This window comes from Streptomyces rubellomurinus (assembly GCF_000961885.1).
GTDB lineage: Bacteria > Actinomycetota > Actinomycetes > Streptomycetales > Streptomycetaceae > Kitasatospora > Kitasatospora rubellomurina.
Genome location: NZ_JZKH01000042.1, coordinates 50,786 through 66,852, shown reverse-complemented (window position 1 = coordinate 66,852; position 16,067 = coordinate 50,786). Strand labels below are relative to the sequence as shown.

Here is a 16,067-nt window from a genome sequence, read left to right as displayed (position 1 = left end):
CTTCGACCGGCTGGACCTCCCACACGCCCCCGGGGACGGGCCGGTGGCGTTCGGCGGGGTGCTCGGGCCGGCGGAGCTGCTGGCCGCGTACCGGTGCGGGCTGTTCCCGCTGCCCGCCGCGGACGAGTTCGCCGCGGCCTACGCCGAGGCGCGGTACGGGGACGCGGTCGACGCCGGGGAGATCGCCCTGCTGCCGGGCGCGTCGGCCGCCGACGACCCGTACGGGCTCGCCTGGTGGTCGCCCGACCCCCGGCCGGTCATCCCCGTGGACGGCGTGCGGCTGCCGAGCCGGCTCGCCCGGCGGCTGCGCAACGGCGTGTCCTGGTGGACCAGTGCGGACCGCGCCTTCGGGCAGGTCCTCGCGGCCTGTGCCGAAGGGCGTCAACCGGCCTGGCTCACCGCCGAGTTGCGCGGCGTGCTGGAGCAGCTGAACGCGGCGGGCGCGGCGCACAGCGCGGAGGTGTGGGAGGGGGAGGAGCTGGTCGGCGGCGTGTTCGGCGTCGTCGCCGGGCCCGTGCTGAGCCTGGACTCGATGTTCCGCCGCCGCCCGGACGCCGCCCGGGTCGCCGTCGCGGACCTCGCGGCCCGGTTCGGCACGGCCGGCGGGCGGCTGCTGGACGCCCAGTGGGACGGGCCGCACGTGCGCAGCCTCGGCGCGGTGCCGGCGCCGCGCGCCCGGTACCTCGCGGAGCTGGCCGCCGAGGCGGATCTCACACCGCTGGATCCGGAGCCGCTCCCGGTGGCGCGACTAGTAGGCTGACCTGCGGAATCGTCCGCATCGAGCGCGTTGACCCCGCTTCGACAAAATGATTCCTCGTCAGTAACATGACGCCGCGTGTTCAAACCCTCGATAGCCAGGGCCGCCGGCCCGGCGCTCCTCTCCCTCCTCCTCGTCGGGGCCGCCGGCTGCGGCCGTGCCAGTGCCCCCGCCGGTGCGCAGTCCGCGCCCGATCCGACCGCCACCGCCGCCGCGAGCACCACGACCGCCGGGGGCAGCCCGGCCGCCGCCGCGCCCGCCAACGGCACGCCGCACGCCCGGGCCGGGGCGCCCGCCACCGGCCGCCCGCAGCAGGGCGGCGCGGCGCCGGTCACCGCCGCCGCGGCGGGCGACCACCACGCCGCGATCGGCAACCCGGGCAAGGACGGCGGTGCCGTCACCGCCACCACGACCAACCTGCAGCTCACCGGGTACGACGCGGCGGCCGGCACGGCCGTGCTGTCGGCCGGCGGCTCCGGCGCGGCCCCGAGCACGGCCCCGGCGCCGAGCACGGCCCCGAGCCAGGGCGCGGCGCCCGCCGTCCAGGCCGGCCAGCTGATCGCCAGCCCGCCCACCGCCGCCGCGCCGCAGGGCGCGCTGGTGGCCGTCACCGGCGTCAAGCCGGGCGCGGGCGACAGCCTCGCCCTCACCACCCGCCCCGCCACGCTGAGCGAACTGCTCGGCGCCACCGAGGCGGACGGCCAGGTGCCGGTCGACGCGCACGGCATCACCGTCACGCCGCTGGTCAAGGACCTCACGTCCACGGTCAGCGCGGACGCCGTCCCCGGCGCGAAGGCGGACGGCCCGAAGACTGACGGCCCGAAGACTGACGGCGCCGTGCAGGCCGACTTCAGGGAGTCGGCCCTCGCGGACGGCGGCAACGGCGGAGCCGGCGTCAGCGGCGGCATCAAGGCGGACGCCTCCGGCACCCTGAAGATCGACGTCAAGGCGCCCGTCCCGCTGCCGGACGGCCTCAGCCTGGAGGCCGCCGGCTCCCTCCAGCTGCACCCCGCCGTGCACTTCGCCTACCACGGCGCCTCCGGCGGCAGCCCGCGCACCGCCTCGGTCGGCTTCGACGTGGACGCCCACGCGCAGTGGAAGGTCACCGGCGACGCCGCCCGCGGCACCGGCGCCCAGCCCGTCCGGGTGCCGTTCGCCAAGCTGCAGGCCAGCCCGGTGCTGACCGTCGCCGGCCTGCCGATCGTGGTCAACCTCGGCCTCACCTGCTACCTGGAGGTCGGTGCGGACGGCCAGGTGCACCTGGAGGCCGAGCAGGACGCGGCCGGCACCTGGGCCGTGAAGGCCGACTACACCGGCGGCAAGGGCTGGGCGTCGACGACCAGCGCCGACACCAAGGTCTCCCCGGTGCACGTGAAGCTCAACGGCAAGGCCGCGGTGCGCGCCGCGCTGGGCGCCGAGGTCAACGTCGGCCTGTACGACACGGTCGGCGTCGAGGCCACCGTCGCCCCCTACCTGAGCGCCCGCGCCGAGGGCTCGCTGGTCGCCGACTCCTCGGGCAAGGCGCCGCAGGCGCAGGGCAGTTGGTCGCTGGTCGGCGGTGTCGACCTGAACGGCAGCCTGCTCGCCCACCTGAAGATCTTCGGCACCCCGCTGTTCGAGAAGAAGATCCCGCTGCCGCCGTTCCACCGCGAATGGCCGCTGCTCGGCGGCTCGGCGGCGCTCCCGTCCGCCCGCCCGAGCGCCGGCTGAGGCCCTCGCGCCTCCTTCCGCCGTCGCCCGCACCCGCACTACGCTGGCCGCCATGCTGTCCATCGTGGTGGCCCCCTGGGCGGGCGACGCGGAGCCGGTGTTCACCCGGCACCCGGACGAACTGTACGACGCGGCGAGCACCATGAAGGTCGCGGTGCTCGCCGCGCTGCACCGCGGCGGGGCCGACCTCGACGCCGAGGTGCCGGTGGAGAACCGCTTCGAGTCCGTCGTCGGCGGGGAGTTCGGCAACCTGCGGGACTGGGACAGCGACGAGCTGCCCTGGCGGCTGCTCGGCGGCCGGGCCCCGCTGCGGCTGCTCGCCGAGCGGATGATCACCCACTCCTCCAACCTGGCCACCAACCTGTGCCTCACCCGCACCGACCAGCGGGCGGTGGCCGAGGTGTGGCGCCGTGCCGGGGCGACCCGCAGCGCCAGCCCGCGCGGCATCGAGGACTACGCGGCGCGCTCCGCCGGCATCCACAACCTGGTCACCGCGCGGGACTTGGTGCGGCTGCTGCGCTCGCTCGCCGACGAGCCGGAGCTGCTGGCCCTGCTGGAGCGCAACGCCTTCCGGGTGGACCTCGCGGCCGGGCTGCCGCCGGGCACCCGGATCGCCTTCAAGAACGGCTGGGTCCCCGGCGCCCGGCACTGCGTCGGCCTGGTGCACCCGCCGGACTGCCCGCCCTACCTCCTCGCGGTCTGCTACACCGGCCCGCTCGCCGACGGCAGCGACCGCACCGACCCGGCGGCCCGCCTGCTCGCCCGCGTCTCGGCGGCGGTGTGGCGGCGCCGCGCGGAGATCACCCCGCGCTGAGCGCGCCCCGAGTGTCAGTTCCGATGGTTCCGAGGGCTCCGAGCGTGCGAAGCCCCTCCAGCGCGGGCTCGTTGAGTAGGTTGATCCGTACGAAGCCTTCGTGGCCGGTGAGTTCGAAGTGGCGCTGGTCGAGGGCGAGCAGCCGGTCGGCGGGCGCGGCGGGGCGGGCGAACAGGAAGTAGCCGGTGTCGACCGGGCTGTCGGCGAGCAGCGCGCCACCGGCCAGCAGGCGGCGGTGGTTGGCGCGGACGTGCTCGATCAGCCGCCGGTTGCCCTCGCCGTCGAGCATCAGGTCGGCGGCGCGGTGGGCGAACAGCCGGTCGGCGGCGGTGGCGTCCCCGTGCAGGTTGAGGTGCAGCTCGGCGAGCGGTTCGCGCAGGGCGCAGGGGGTGATCAGGTGGGCGCAGCGGTAGCCGTGGATCGACAGGGACTTGGTGGGGCAGACCAGGCGCAGGGTGAGGTCGGCGGGCAGTGCGGCGCTCTCCTCGCGGCGGCCGCCGTCCCAGCGCAGGTACTGGAACGTCCCGTCGACGAACACCGTGGAGCCCGTGGCCAGTTGCCACTCGGCGATCCGGGCGAGGAGCCCGGCCGGAACGGGCCGCCCGGTGTACCAGAGCGGGTCGGTGAGCAGCAGGACGCTCCGCTCGTCGGGCAACTCGGCCGTGAAGCCCGGCTGGTGGGCGTGCAGCGGGCTGACCGGGACGGGCTCGATGCCGAACTGTCGGAAGAAGTAGGCGAACTTGTAGTAGACGGGCGGCAGGTAGTGGACCCGGCGCACGCCGGTGAGCCGCAGCCAGGTGCAGAAGGTGCCGAGCAGGCCGCTGGACCCGGCGGCCGGGATGACCTGTTCCGGGCCGATCGCCACGCCGTCCCAACGGCTGTGCAGCCGGGCGATCTTGGCGCGCAGCGCGTGGTCCTCGCCGAGGGCGGCGTAGCGGGTGACGTCGGTGAGGCGGTGCGGCGGGGTGTCGGCGAGCGGGCCGAGGTAGTCGGCGACGAAGGGGTGGCCGCCGTTGTAGTCGGAGACGAACAGCCGCCCGCCGGGCCGCTGCCGCTCGCGTTCGATCTCCTCGTGCAGGTCGAGCATGCGGAACAGGGACGCCTGCGTCACCGGAAACCCCCCGGACTGATGGCCGTTCAGGTCGCCCGCCAGCCTGCTACGGGCTCCCGCGCGGTGGCAAGTACGCGCGGGAGCCCCGGGGTGCGTCAGCAGGCCGGCCGGGCTCCGTACGGCAGGGCTCAGTGCGGCCGGCCTCAGTACGGCTGGACGAGGACGTGGGCCGCGCCGGGGACGCCGACCTTGAGCAGGGCGTCCTCCTCCTCGGTGGTGGGGGTGCCGGTCTCCTGCTTGAGGACGGCCCGGGAGAGCGCCTGAACCCACAGGGCGCGCGGCCTGCGCCGCTCCTCCCAGGCGGTGAGCGCGGACGGGACGTCGGGGGCGGCGTCCAGGGCCTGGGCGAGGACGAGGGCGTCCTCGACGGCCATCGCGGCGCCCTGGGCGAGGTGCGGGGTGGAGGCGTGCGCGGCGTCGCCGGCCAGCACGATCCGGCCGAGGTGCCAGGGCCCCTCGACGGCGACCTGGGAGATCCGCGAGTACACCACGGCGGCCGGGTCGGTGACCTGGGCGAGGGCTTCGGCGATCGGGCCGCCGAAGCCGGCCAGGCGCTCGTGCAGCTGCTCGTGGGCCCGCTGCGGGTCGGGGCGGAAGTCCTCGGCCTCGGCGAACACCGAGCCCAGGTACATGAGTTCGTCGCTGATCGGGGTGAGCAGCGCCTTCGCCTTGAGGTTGCCGGTGGACATCAGCACGCCGTCCAGTCCGGGCGAACGCGGCAGGGTGACGCGCCAGTTGGCGAAGCCGGTGTACTCGGGCCGGTAGGCGTCGCCGTGGAGGCGGCGGCGCAGCGGCGAGCCGATGCCGTCGAAGCCGACCACCAGGTCGTAGCGGGTGTGGTGGCCGTCGGTGAGGGTGACGTCCACGCCCCGGGCGTCCTCGGCGAGTTCGGCGATGGTGGTGCCGAAGCGCAGCGCGGCGCCGGCGGCCGCGGCGGCCTCGGCGAGGACGCGGGCGAGGGCCGGGCGGGGGATGCCGTTGGCGGCGGGCGCCTCGCCCATCCGGGGCTGGGGGATGCGGGCGAGGACGGCGCCGGCCGGGTCGCAGACGGTCAGTGCCTCCCAGGCGAAGCCGGCGGCGAGGCAGGCGTCGAGCACGCCGATCTCGCGCATCACGTGCAGGGCGTTGGAGGGCTGGATGATGCCGACGCCGAGGGCCTCCGGCCCGTCGCGCAGTTCGGCGACGTCGACGTGGTGGCCGTTCCGGGCGAGGGCGGTGGCGGCGGTGAGGCCGCCGATGCCGCCGCCGTGGACGAGGACGCGCAGGGGTGGGGTCATGGGGCGGTGGTTCTCCGTACGGTCGACAGCGGGCGGGCGGGCTCAGCCGGCGGGGACGGCAGGGACGGCGGGGACGGCGGCGGCGAGGTCGATCAGGTGGTCGACGAGGGCGAGCAGCACGTCCCGGCCGAAGGCGCGTTCGCGGGCGTCGCCGATCAGCATCGGCACCTGCGGGTCGAGGTCGAGGGCGGCCCGGACCTCCTCCGGGGTGCGGGTGTTGTGGCCGTGGAAGCAGTTGATGGCGACCACGAAGGGGATGCCGCGGCCCTCGAAGAAGTCGATCGAGGCGAAGCTGGTGTCCAGGCGCCGGGTGTCGGCGATGACGACGCCGCCGAGGGCGCCGTTGACCAGGTCGTTCCACATGAACCAGAAGCGTTCCTGGCCGGGCGTGCCGAACAGGTAGACGACCAGCTCGGGGCTGACGGTGATCCGCCCGAAGTCCAGGGCGACGGTGGTGGTGTCCTTCTGGTCGACGCCGGCGAGGTCGTCGATGCCGACGCTGGCCCGGGTCAGGTACTCCTCGGTGCGCAGCGGGGCGATCTCGCTGACCGCGCCGACCATCGTGGTCTTGCCGACGCCGAAGCCGCCCGCGATGAGGATCTTGACGGCGGCCGGTGCTTCGACGGTGGTGCTGGGGTGGGGTGTTGCCATGGTGGTTCAGAGTCTCCGGAGTCCGTCGCGTACGGCCGAGAGGAGGCCGTGGTCCAGGCCGGCCGCGCCCCTGCCCGCGCCCCCGCCCGTACCCGCGCGGCCGTCGCCGGCGGCGCGGGCCACCGCGAGCGGTGCCCGGGCGGTGAGCAGGCCCTGGGCGACCAGGTCGCCGAGCAGGATCTTGGTGACCGAGACCGGGAGGTCGAGGGCGGCCGCGAGTTCGGCCACGGCGGCCGGGCGCCGGCAGCGGTCGAGGATCTGCCGGTGCTCGGGCTGCAGGGCGCGCGGCCCGGACCGGCTGCCGCGGGCCAGGGCGGCGTCGGCGGCCTCCCCGTTGGTGGTCAGCACGGTGATGAGGGTGAGGTCGTCGCGCTCGGGCGCGGTGCGGCCGCGGGTGATGGTGTACGGGCGGACCATGATGCCGCCGTCGTCCTCGGCGTCCTGCTCGGCCAGTTCGCTCCAGTGCGGCGGCCGGACGGCCCGGTCCGCTGCGTCAGCGTCCGCGCCGTCCCGCCCGTCCGCGCCGACCGCGCCAGCCGCGCCGTCCGGGCCCTCCGGCTCGTGCGGGCCCACCCGGGTCAGCCCCGGGCCCGGGCGGCGAAGGCGTCGAAGGAGCCGGCCCCGTCGCGCGCCGGGGTGGTGAGCTTCTGCCCGACCTGCTGCACCAGGGTGTGCATGGCGACGGACATCACCTCGGCGTCGACCTCCTGGGAGGCGATCACCGCCAGGTGGGTGCCCTGGGCGGCGGCGATGACGAACAGCCAGCACTCGGCGAGTTCGACGATCACCTGGTGCACCGGCCCGCCGTCGAAGAGCTGGCCGACGCCCCGGGCGAGGGACTGCTGGCCGGTGGCGACGGCGGCCAGCCGCTCGGCGTCGGCCCGCTCGATGCTGCGGGAGTGGCTGACCACCAGGCCGTCGTCGGAGAGCAGGACGGCGTTGCGGGTGCCGGGCACGTCGTCGACGAGTCCGTCCAGCAGCCAGTCGAGGTCCTGCGGGGTGGCGGTGGTGCGGTTCATTCCTGCTCATCCGTTCGTGTGGTTCCGGGGTCCACGGCCGCGTGGGCGCGCGGGGAGGGGGCGGGCGCGCCGGCCCCGGTGGCCGGGAGTCCGTCCGGGTCCGCGGCCCCGCCCCGGCCGCGGGCGGCGCGGGACTGCCGCTGGAAGGCGCCGATGGTGGCGCCGGAGCGCCGCACCGGGTGCTGGGGCGGCGCCTCCGCCGGGGCGGGCTCGTCGACCCACTGCTGGGTGGCCGGCGGCACGCGCAGTTCGGCGGCCAGGCTGGCCTGGCGGACGCGCTGCGGCAGCGGCGGCTGCCCGCCGAAGACCGGGCCGGGCGGCGGCGGGGGCGGGGGCTCGGCGGTGCGCCGCTCGGCCAGCCGGTAGTGGTCGGCGGGGCGGTACTGCTCGTCCGCGTAGGGGGCCTCGGCGTCGGTGATCCGGGCGTAGGCGATGTCGGGGTAGGCGGGGGAGCTGTGCTGGATCGGCTGCTCGGGCTGCGCGGGCTTCCCCGGCGTGCGGGCCGCCCCGAGCGCCCCCGGTTCGGCGGCCTTCGCGGGCTGCGGCGCCGGCTGCCGCGACGGCCCGTCCGGCCGCCGGGTGGCCTCCAGCGGCGACAGGAGCGGCCCGACCGGCGCGCCGGCCCCGTCCTCGTCGATGGTGAGCAGCTTCCGGCGCGACTGCGCCACCAGAGGGATCTCCGGCTCGCTCGGGACGGCCTCCGGCAGCCAGGTGTCGCCGTCGATGACCAGCTCGTCGGGGACGAGCACGACGACCCGGGTGCCGCCGAACGCGGACGGCCGGAACTCGATCTTCAGCCCGGTGTGCGCGGCGAGCCGGGCGATCACGTGGAAGCCGAGCCGGACGTCCTCGGCCCGGGTGAGCACGTCGGTGCGCGGCGGGCGGTTCATCAGCTCGTTGGCGGCGAGGTACTGGTCGGGCTCCATGCCGAGGCCGCGGTCCTCGATCTCGATCGCCAGCCCGCGCCCGACCATGGCGGCCCGGACGTCCACCGGGGTGGGCGGCTTGGAGAAGGTGGTGGCGTTCTCCATCAGCTCGGCGAGCACGTGCACCACCGGCCCGACCGCCCGCTCGGACAGCCACGGCCGTCCCTCGACCTCCAGCACGATCCGGCGGTAGTCCGGCACCTCGCCCTGCGCGGCCCGCAGCACGTCCAGCAGCTGGACGGGCTTGCGCCAGCGCCGCTGCGGCTGGCCGCCGGCCATGATGACGAGGTTCTCCTCGTAGCGGCGCAGCCGGGCGGTGAGGTGGTCGAGGTCGAACAGGCCCTCCAGGACCTCCGGGTCCTCGTGCTTGCGCTCCAGCTCGTCCAGCTTGCGCAGCTGGCGTCCGATCAGCAGCTGGGTGCGGCGGGCGATGCGCTGCAGCAGCCGCTCGAAGCCGCGGTGCTGCTCGGCCTGCCGGACGGCTGCGGCGAGGGCGGCGGAGCGGGCCAGGTTGAGGGCGTCGCCGAGGCGGGCGAGCTCGTCGGTGCGGGCCCGGCCCGCGGCGCCGTCCCGGACCTCGGGGGCGAGGGTGCGGGCGTCGACCTGCTCGCCGCGGCCGAGGCGGTCGACCACCTCGGGCAGGGTGCGCCCCATCTCCTCGGCCTGGGTGTGCAGTTCGCCGATGCGGCGGCGCAGCGAGCGGCTGATCCGCCAGGAGGCGACGGCGACCGCGATGACGGTCACCAGGCCGATGACGGTGGTGAGCACGACCACGGTGAGCAGGTGGAGGATGGTGCCCTTGCCGACCTCGACGACGCCGTCGGTGCGGGTCTCGATGGCCTTGACCAGCTGCGGGTTGAGCTGGTCGATGGCCTGGCGCCACTGGTCCTGGACGGGCGGGAGCCGGACGGCGCCGGTGGCGTCGGCGGCGGTGGGCCGGGTGAGCTGCTGCTCGACGGCGGTCTTGGCCTGCCAGGCGGGGCCGGCCATCAGCTGGTGCCAGGCGGTGGCCTCGCCGCCGGGCAGGTAGGGGAGGACCTGCACGGTGAAGAGGTGGTCCTGGGCGCCGATGGCGAGCTGGACCTGCTGGTGGTCGGCGGTGCTGAGCAGCCCGGCGGGCCAGCCGCGGGCGAGGATCGCGTCCTCGCGGGCGAGCATCTCCTTGGCCCAGAAGGCGTTCACCAGGGTCTTGGAGATCCAGGTGACCTCGCCGGTGTCGACGTGGCTGAGGGCGGTGAACAGCCGCAGGTCCACCGCGATCAGGTCGGTGTAGTAGGTGTAGACGGCCTGTTGGTCGGCCGGCGCGCGGTCGGCGAGGGCGCGGTCGACGGCGGCCCGCTGTTCGGGCAGCCGGTTCATCGCCTGTCGGGCCTCGGCGACGGCGTCCCGGACCTCCTGGGGCGCGCTGTCGGCGGTCTCGGCGGACAGGGCCTGGAACTGGCGCACCGCCTCGTCGGTGGCCTGCCGCTGGCGGCGCAGCCGGTCGGCGTCGGTGCCGGGCCGGGCGAGGGCCTCGGCGGTGAGCCGGCGCTCGTCCTGGAGGTTGTAGTAGACGTGGTTGGAGGGCTGGCCGGCCTTCTGGGCGAGCAGCCCCTGGGCGGCCTGCCGGCTGAAGTCGAAGGCGGTCCGGCCGCTGGTGACGGCCCACAGGGCCACCAGGGCGAGGCTGGGGACGACGGCCAGGACGAGAAGTGCCGTCCGCAGGGACAGGCGTGGTCGCCTGCGGGGGGCCTTCGGCGTCGGGGGCCGCCGATTCGCACGCGCGCGCAGAGCTGACTCCTAGGGGATGGCGGCAGGCCTTGAGGGGGCGGGCCGTCCGGGGTTCGGACTATAACGAGTTGACGAGTTGACGAGCCGATATTAGTCATACCGTGTGATTGACGTGAAAGGGTGTGCGCTGTCCACCCGGTGCTCCGTCGTCACGCGGACCCGACGTCACCCGCGCGTTGAACGTCCGCACACGAAGCGCCCCTGGTTGGCGGCGTTTGATGCGCCGTCACTGCAGGTCGCGCCCGCCGGATGACGACCGCGTGAAAACTGCGTGACGCCCCTCCGGTACGGCCGTTGGCGCCCGAACGGCATGATGGGCCGATGACCGACTCCCTCCCCGCCCGCAGCCGGGCCGTCGCCGAAGCACTCGCCGCCGCCGGAGTCCCTGGCCGGATCGTCGTCCTGCCCGACTCCGCCCGCACCGCAGCCGAGGCCGCCGCCGCCCTCGGCTGCGAGGTCGGCGCCATCGCCAACAGCCTGGTCTTCCACTGCGACGGCGCACCCCTGCTCGTCATGACCAGCGGCGCCCACCGCGTCGACACCGCCTACCTGGCAGCGCGGCTGGGTGCCGGCTCCATCACCCGCGCCGGCGCCGACGAGGTCCGCGAAGCCACCGGCCAGGCCATCGGCGGCGTCGCCCCCACCGGCCACCCGGCCCCGCTGCGCACCGTCGTCGACACCGCCCTCGCGCAGTACTCACAGCTGTGGGCCGCCGCCGGGCACCCGCACACCGTCGTCCCGATGACCTACGACGAGCTGCTGCGTGTCACGGGCGGCACCCCGTCCGCCGTGACCCCCGACTGACCCGCCCGCCCGGGCCGCCCGGCCCGGGCATGAAATCCTCTCCTGGCTCCGGGAAAAGGCCGTTGATCATCGGCGGTTGATCGCCGATCATCAATCCTTGTCACACATGATCATCTGACGAGAGGAAACGGCCACATGTCGTTTCAGGCGTACCTGGACACCATCGAGACCAAGACGGGCCTGACCCCCCGCGCCTTCATCGCCCTGGCGCAGGAGCGCGGCTTCGACGACCCGTCCACCAAGGCGGGCGCGATCCTCACCTGGCTCAAGGAGGACTACGACCTCGGGCGCGGCCACGGCATGGCGCTGGTGCACGTCATCAAGAACGGCCCCAAGATCGACGCCAAGCACGTCGGCACGACCGGCTCGCACCGCGACGAGTCCGACACCCTCTGGCTCGACGGCAAGGCCACGCGCCCGTCCTGAACCGTTGGCCCGCCCCTCGTCCGTTCCCGGAGGACCCGGTATGACCTGGACCGAACGCACCGTCGTCCGCGAGGGCGTCCGCCTCGCCTGCCGCGACTGGGGCGGATCGGGCCCGCCGGTCGTCCTGCTGCACGGACTGGCCGGCCACGCGGGCGAATGGGACGCCCTCGCCCGGGACCTGAGCCGCCGCCACCGCGTCGTCGCCGTCGACCAGCGCGGCCACGGCGCGAGCGAGCGCCGGCCCGGTGACGTCTCCCGCGCCGCGTACGTCGCCGACGTCGTCGCCGTCGTCGAGCAGCTCGACCTGCACCGCCCGGTCCTGCTGGGGCAGTCGCTGGGCGGCCACACCGCCATGCTCACCGCCGCCGCCCACCCCGGCCTGGCGCGCGCACTCGTCCTCGTCGAGGCGGGCGCGGGCCGCGCCGCGCCCGGCCTGCCGGCCGAGATCGGCGCCGCGCTCGACGCGTGGCCGACGCCGTTCCCCTCCCGCCCGGCCGCCGTCGAGTTCTTCGGCGGCGGCGAGGTCGGCGAGGCCTGGGCGGCCGGCCTGGAGGAACGCGACGGCGGCTGGCGGCCGCGCTTCGACCGGGACGTGATGGTCGACGCGCTGGCCGAGAACACCCGGCGCTCCTACTGGGACGAGTGGACGGGCATCGCCTGCCCGACGCTGCTCGTCCTCGGCCGCTCGGGCATCATCCCCGCCGCCGACACGGCGGCCATGCTCGACCGGCGCCCGGAGACCGTGGCCGCCAGCGTCCTCGCGGCCGGCCACGACGTCCACCTCGAACAGCCGGACGCCCTGCGGCAGTTGCTCCGCGCCTTCCTCGACGGGCCCGCCGCTGACCTCACGCCGGGGGGATGAGGGACCCCAGCGGCGGGCACGGGCCGGGAACGGTGCTGACGCCCGGCCGCTCCACGAACGCCCGGGCGGCGGCGGCCTGTTGGCGGTGGGAATCGAGCTCGTCGGCACGCCAGGCGTCGCGGCGGGCGCGGGCGAAGTCCCAGTCGTCGGAGACGAGGTCGAGGGCGACGTTGCCGGAGGCGCGGCTGGTGTCCGCCTTGATCGCGGCCCGCTGCAGGGCGGTCTGGACGGCCGAGAGTTCGAGCCGGGTGACCAGGACGCCGGGGGTGTTCGGCACCCGGGTCGGCAGCGGCGCCTGGGGGAGCGCCGAGATCCCGGTGTCCAGGCGGCCGATGTTGTCGACGGACGCCCGCGTGGCGTCCCGGGACATCAGCAGGATCTCCCGGTGCGCCCAGGTGACCTCGTCGAGGTCGGCGGGGGAGATGACCATCCGCTGGTAGGCGTTGCGGAACGCCGGGTCGGCGTGGAACGGGCGCAGCGCCTCCCCGTGCAGGGCGAGGCAGTCGTTGAACCCGTAGGAGACCGCGGCGTTGAGGTGGTACAGGCCCTGGTCGGACTGCCCGCGCTCGAACGCCATGCCGGCCAGGCCGCTGTGCCCGGCGGCGACGAGCCACGCCGAGTCCGGGCCGAGCCCGGCGGCGCGGGCGATGACGTCGTGGAAGCCCGCCGCGGGGTCGACGCCCTGCGGAGCGCCCAGGAACGCCCGCGCGAGCGAGGCGAACACGCCCTGCCCGGGAACGGCCGCGGCGGCCGGGCTGGTCAGGTTCGCCACCAGCAGCTCGTGGACGCGCGCGGCGAGGGCGCTGACGGTGTCGGCCACGGGGCTCCTCGGACGTCTTTTCCTGGACGCGGTGGGCGCGGTAGGCCCTGACGGTACGGCACCGGCCCGCCGCGCGGAAGCGGCGGTCCCTGCCGCTGCCGGGAGTTGCGCGGAGCGCGCGGCGCGGGGTCGTACGTCGGGTTCGTACGTCGGGTTCGTACGTCGCCGGTCCCGGATCCGCTGCGCCCGACGCCCGATTGACGGCCGTCCGGGTGCGCGGCCGATGATGCAGAACCGGTGCCGGTCGTGCCGGATCGTCGGGTGCCGTACGGCTGGGAGGACGCCTGCGCATGTGGGGCAAGTGGATCGGTTGCGAGGTGCCGGACGCCGCGCGCGGGCGGTTCTGGGCGGCCCAGCGGGCGTGGGAGGCGATCGGCGACCAGCCGGGCCTGGTCGGGCAGGTGGGCGGCTGGGACCATGCGGCCGGGCGCGCGCACGTGCTGGGCCTGTGGCGCGACGCGGACGCCCACGGGCGCTTCCTGCGCGAGCGGCACGACCAGGTGCTCGCCGGCTCCGGGCAGCGCGGCGCCTACACGGCCATCGAGACCGCCACCGGCGAGGTCGTCCTCACGATGGAGGGGGAGGAGCCCGACCTGCCCGGGGCGCTCGCCCGCGCGGCCCTGCTCCGCGTCGCCGACTGCCGCCTGCTGCCCGGCCGCGAGGAGCACTTCCTGGACGTCCAGCGCCAGGTGTGGGCCCCCGGCATGGCGGCGGCCGGCGGCCTGCTCGGCGGCGTCGTCACCCGCCTCGACGAGGCCCGCCACCTGGTCGCCACCCTCTGGTCCGACGCCGCCGCCCACCGCCACTACACCGCCGAGTACCTGCCCGGCCTGCGCTCCCGCGCCGGGCTCGCGGGCGACGTCCGGTCGCTGACCGGCCACGTGCTCACCCTCGAACCGGCCTGGCGCGTCCTGCCGGAAGCCCGACCGGGCGGAAAACCACCGGCGCCGGGCACCGGATCCGTGGCACCATGCACCGCATGACGACCAACCGAAGGGCCCATGCCGCGTAGCCGGCCGGACCAGGTCCGGGCCCGGCTCCCCCGCCACCGGACGCACGGCGCACAACCGGTGATCGACGGCGTCTCCGCCCGCACGCTGTCCGCGATCGCCCACCTCGAACGCACCCGCACCCACCTGCAACCGGGGGCCGTCGCCCGCGCCCTGCGCCTGTGGCAGGAGTACGTCCACCGCCCCGAGCGCGACCTGTGGGACGACTACGAGGACGGCAGCGCCGAATGCCACTGCTGCGGCGACCCCCTCGAAGCCCGCGCCCTCCTCGACACCGTGCAGAACGCCCTGCCCCCGCGGGCCGCCCGCGAGCTGCGGAGGATCATCGACAGGTCCGACGCCCTGTGGGGCTCCTGGTGATCACGGCCGCTGCGCCACCGTGTGATGCTGTGGTTCAGGTCAGGGGTCGCGCCGCTCCTGGATCGCCGAGGTGGTGAAGGCGGCCGCCAGGACGACCGCGAGGGCCAGCACGACGGCTCCGATGCCGATGGCCGTCCAGCCGCCGCTGGTCAGGCTGTCCAACTGCTCCGCGTAGGTGGAGTCCTGGGGCTTCGGCATGCCCTCGGTGACCTCGACCGGGCGGGCGTGGCAGACGTCGCCGGGGGACATCGGCTTGCCGAAGCAGGTCGGCACGGCGGTGTGCAGCTTGTCGTAGCCCATCAGCAGCAGGCCGGTGCCCGCGACGAGCAGGACGAGGACGATGAACACGGACGGCTCCGCTCCGAGATCACATGTCGGTCAATCCGATTTATGGCAGGGGTAGCGGCCGGGAGGATGGTCGGTATGAGAATCAGGTACGGCGTTTTCCTGTCCGGTGCGGCGATGCTGCTGGCGGCCTGTTCGGGCTCGGACGGCGGTGGCGCACGTCCGGCCCCTTCCACGCCGGCGGTGGCGTCGACGGTTCCCGGCGGTCCCACGACCACGGCCACCTACACGCCCCGGCGGGTCGTCACCTCGGTCGAACTGGACCAGACCGCCGCGAAGTTGAAGCACCGGGCGGCGGCGCTGGGCCTGGGCGACCCGAAGGTCGAGGTCGGTGGCGACGGCACGCTCACGGTGACGGCGGTCGGCGGGACCAAGGAGAAGTTCACGGCGCTGGCGGCCCAGGGCCAGCTCGGCTTCCGCCCGGTGGTCGCGCTCGCCCCGAGCGGAGTCACCCTGCCGACCGGGCCCGGGGCGGCGGAGGCGGTGACCCAGGGCGCGGTGCCGGCCGCGCTGGCCGGCCAGTTCAACGCGCTCGACTGCGCCGATGCGGCGCAGCGCGGCGCGCTGACGGCCGACCCCGGGGCCGAGGTCCTCGCCTGCTCACCTCAGAAGCCGAGCTTGTGGGAGAAGCTGGTGCTCGCCCCGGTCGTGGTCGACGGGCAGAACCTGACGTCGGCGAAGGCCGTGAACGACGAGCAGAACGGCGCCGGCTGGCAGATCCAGCTGACCTTCGACCCCACCGGCACGGCGGCGTTCGCCGACATCACCGGCAAGTTGGCGCCCCAGCCCACGCCGACCAACGAGTTCGCGATCGTGCTGGACGGCCGGGTCCTGTCGCACCCGGCCGTGCGCAGCTCCATCCCCGGCGGCACCGCGGTGATCAGCGGCTCGTTCACGAAGGACGAGGCCCAGCAGCTCGCCGCCCAGATGTCCGACCGGCTTGCGGTCGGCCTCACCCTGGCCGGAACCACGGCCCCGAGCTGAGCGGTTCGCGGCAGCGCGGGAAGTCGGCCGGTCCGACGTCCCGCGCGGCAGCGGTTCTGGCGGACTACTCCTGGGGGGCCTGGCGGCACCCGTTGGCCGCGATGACGGCGGGGACGTAGTCGTCCCGCAGGATCCGGTAGCAGGCCCGGAAGGCCTCCTCGCCGCCGGCCGCCCCGACCTCGCAGGCGTCCTGCACGAGCAGCTTGTCGGCGTCGGGCTTGTTATCCAGGACGTAGGAGAAGCACGCGTGCGGGGTGGCGCTCGCGGCCGGGGCGAGGGCGATGACACCGCCGAGGGCGAGGGCGAGGGTGCAACCGGCGGCGGCGACCCGTCGTGCCAGCTTCATCGTGGGTGGATCCTTTCGGTCAGCGTGGAGTTGACGGCCGGCGCGGGCGTCCTTCGCCCACGAATCCCAGCCGTG

General features: G+C 75.3%; 18 protein-coding genes. 9 read left to right on the top strand and 9 right to left on the bottom strand.

Annotated features, from left to right (window positions below; genetic code table 11):
* The 3 genes from VM95_RS20950 to VM95_RS20940 form a co-directional block, all read left to right on the top strand.
* On the top strand, positions 1-760 hold a 760-nt coding region (locus VM95_RS20950), incomplete at its 5' end, for a leucyl/phenylalanyl-tRNA--protein transferase (RefSeq protein ID WP_078860268.1).
* Between the two features lie 75 nt (positions 761-835).
* The gene (locus VM95_RS20945) at positions 836-2,467 is read left to right on the top strand and encodes a hypothetical protein (RefSeq protein ID WP_052707476.1); all 1,632 of its coding nucleotides are present in this window, start codon (positions 836-838) and stop codon (positions 2,465-2,467) included.
* 52 nt (positions 2,468-2,519) lie between these two features.
* Complete coding sequence (locus VM95_RS20940) at positions 2,520-3,281, top strand: serine hydrolase (RefSeq protein WP_045699102.1); 762 nt, start codon at positions 2,520-2,522, stop codon at positions 3,279-3,281.
* Here VM95_RS20940 and VM95_RS20935 read toward each other — a convergent pair.
* The 6 genes from VM95_RS20935 to VM95_RS20910 all read right to left on the bottom strand — a co-directional run bounded on the left by VM95_RS20935 (position 3,268) and on the right by VM95_RS20910 (position 9,921).
* Entirely contained in the window at positions 3,268-4,392 is a 1,125-nt protein-coding gene (locus tag VM95_RS20935; RefSeq protein WP_052707475.1) for an aminotransferase class I/II-fold pyridoxal phosphate-dependent enzyme, read from the bottom strand. The genes VM95_RS20940 and VM95_RS20935 overlap by 14 nt on opposite strands.
* A 143-nt stretch (positions 4,393-4,535) precedes the next feature.
* Positions 4,536-5,669, bottom strand: coding sequence for an FAD-dependent monooxygenase (locus VM95_RS20930; RefSeq protein ID WP_045699100.1), 1,134 nt, complete (start codon positions 5,667-5,669; stop codon positions 4,536-4,538).
* 42 nt (positions 5,670-5,711) lie between these two features.
* Complete coding sequence (locus VM95_RS20925; protein ID WP_045699098.1) at positions 5,712-6,320, bottom strand: GTP-binding protein; 609 nt, start codon at positions 6,318-6,320, stop codon at positions 5,712-5,714.
* 6 nt (positions 6,321-6,326) lie between these two features.
* Positions 6,327-6,893 (bottom strand): DUF742 domain-containing protein, encoded by a 567-nt coding sequence (locus VM95_RS20920; protein ID WP_425265337.1) that lies wholly within the window; start codon positions 6,891-6,893, stop codon positions 6,327-6,329.
* 5 nt (positions 6,894-6,898) lie between these two features.
* Positions 6,899-7,339: a roadblock/LC7 domain-containing protein gene (locus VM95_RS20915; RefSeq protein ID WP_045699096.1), complete on the bottom strand. Its 441-nt coding sequence runs from the start codon at positions 7,337-7,339 to the stop codon at positions 6,899-6,901.
* A complete protein-coding gene (locus tag VM95_RS20910) occupies positions 7,336-9,921 on the bottom strand; it encodes a sensor histidine kinase (RefSeq protein ID WP_244178866.1) in 2,586 nt (861 codons plus the stop codon). Before VM95_RS20910 ends, VM95_RS20915 begins: the two co-directional genes overlap by 4 nt.
* 435 nt (positions 9,922-10,356) lie before the next feature.
* Here VM95_RS20910 and VM95_RS20905 point away from each other — a divergent pair, with 435 nt between their 5' ends.
* The 3 genes from VM95_RS20905 (at position 10,357) to VM95_RS20895 (ending at position 12,127) form a co-directional block, all read left to right on the top strand.
* Positions 10,357-10,839, top strand: coding sequence for a YbaK/EbsC family protein (locus VM95_RS20905; protein ID WP_045699092.1), 483 nt, complete (start codon positions 10,357-10,359; stop codon positions 10,837-10,839).
* Positions 10,840-10,974: 135 nt separating this feature from the next.
* Positions 10,975-11,265: a DUF4287 domain-containing protein gene (locus VM95_RS20900; protein ID WP_045699090.1), complete on the top strand. Its 291-nt coding sequence runs from the start codon at positions 10,975-10,977 to the stop codon at positions 11,263-11,265.
* A gap of 40 nt (positions 11,266-11,305) precedes the next feature.
* The gene (locus tag VM95_RS20895; protein WP_045699088.1) at positions 11,306-12,127 is read left to right on the top strand and encodes an alpha/beta fold hydrolase; all 822 of its coding nucleotides are present in this window, start codon (positions 11,306-11,308) and stop codon (positions 12,125-12,127) included.
* Here the strand turns inward: VM95_RS20895 and VM95_RS20890 are convergent.
* A complete protein-coding gene (locus VM95_RS20890; protein ID WP_045699087.1) occupies positions 12,111-12,947 on the bottom strand; it encodes a hypothetical protein in 837 nt (278 codons plus the stop codon). The two genes, VM95_RS20895 and VM95_RS20890, sit on opposite strands and share 17 nt — an antisense overlap.
* A 290-nt stretch (positions 12,948-13,237) precedes the next feature.
* Here VM95_RS20890 and VM95_RS20885 point away from each other — a divergent pair, with 290 nt between their 5' ends.
* A complete protein-coding gene (locus tag VM95_RS20885; RefSeq protein ID WP_045699086.1) occupies positions 13,238-13,930 on the top strand; it encodes a DUF4937 domain-containing protein in 693 nt (230 codons plus the stop codon).
* 18 nt (positions 13,931-13,948) lie between these two features.
* The gene (locus VM95_RS20880; protein ID WP_045699085.1) at positions 13,949-14,317 is read left to right on the top strand and encodes a hypothetical protein; all 369 of its coding nucleotides are present in this window, start codon (positions 13,949-13,951) and stop codon (positions 14,315-14,317) included.
* Positions 14,318-14,356: 39 nt separating this feature from the next.
* Here the strand turns inward: VM95_RS20880 and VM95_RS20875 are convergent, their stop codons facing one another.
* Positions 14,357-14,665 (bottom strand): hypothetical protein, encoded by a 309-nt coding sequence (locus VM95_RS20875; protein WP_045699083.1) that lies wholly within the window; start codon positions 14,663-14,665, stop codon positions 14,357-14,359.
* A 75-nt stretch (positions 14,666-14,740) separates the two neighbouring features.
* On the opposite strand from VM95_RS20875, the gene VM95_RS20870 reads away from it, so the two are divergent.
* Positions 14,741-15,646, top strand: a complete 906-nt coding sequence (locus VM95_RS20870; protein ID WP_157882157.1) for a SecDF P1 head subdomain-containing protein — start codon at positions 14,741-14,743, stop codon at positions 15,644-15,646.
* A gap of 64 nt (positions 15,647-15,710) precedes the next feature.
* Here the strand turns inward: VM95_RS20870 and VM95_RS20865 are convergent, their stop codons facing one another.
* Positions 15,711-15,992, bottom strand: a complete 282-nt coding sequence (locus VM95_RS20865) for a hypothetical protein (RefSeq protein ID WP_045699080.1) — start codon at positions 15,990-15,992, stop codon at positions 15,711-15,713.
* Between the last annotated feature and the right edge of the window lie 75 nt (positions 15,993-16,067).

Bases quoted from the DNA above. Each gene is read 5' to 3' on its own strand.
- VM95_RS20885 (WP_045699086.1), top strand. From the start codon at position 13,238: ATGTGGGGCAAGTGGATCGGTTGCGAGGTGCCGGACGCCGCGCGCGGG.
- VM95_RS20880 (WP_045699085.1), top strand. From the start codon at position 13,949: ATGCCGCGTAGCCGGCCGGACCAGGTCCGGGCCCGGCTCCCCCGCCAC.
- VM95_RS20895 (WP_045699088.1), top strand. From the start codon at position 11,306: ATGACCTGGACCGAACGCACCGTCGTCCGCGAGGGCGTCCGCCTCGCC.
- VM95_RS20940 (WP_045699102.1), top strand. From the start codon at position 2,520: ATGCTGTCCATCGTGGTGGCCCCCTGGGCGGGCGACGCGGAGCCGGTG.
- VM95_RS20865 (WP_045699080.1), bottom strand. From the start codon at position 15,992: ATGAAGCTGGCACGACGGGTCGCCGCCGCCGGTTGCACCCTCGCCCTC.
- VM95_RS20930 (WP_045699100.1), bottom strand. From the start codon at position 5,669: ATGACCCCACCCCTGCGCGTCCTCGTCCACGGCGGCGGCATCGGCGGC.
- VM95_RS20900 (WP_045699090.1), top strand. From the start codon at position 10,975: ATGTCGTTTCAGGCGTACCTGGACACCATCGAGACCAAGACGGGCCTG.
- VM95_RS20905 (WP_045699092.1), top strand. From the start codon at position 10,357: ATGACCGACTCCCTCCCCGCCCGCAGCCGGGCCGTCGCCGAAGCACTC.
- VM95_RS20915 (WP_045699096.1), bottom strand. From the start codon at position 7,339: ATGAACCGCACCACCGCCACCCCGCAGGACCTCGACTGGCTGCTGGAC.
- VM95_RS20925 (WP_045699098.1), bottom strand. From the start codon at position 6,320: ATGGCAACACCCCACCCCAGCACCACCGTCGAAGCACCGGCCGCCGTC.
- VM95_RS20870 (WP_157882157.1), top strand. From the start codon at position 14,741: ATGAGAATCAGGTACGGCGTTTTCCTGTCCGGTGCGGCGATGCTGCTG.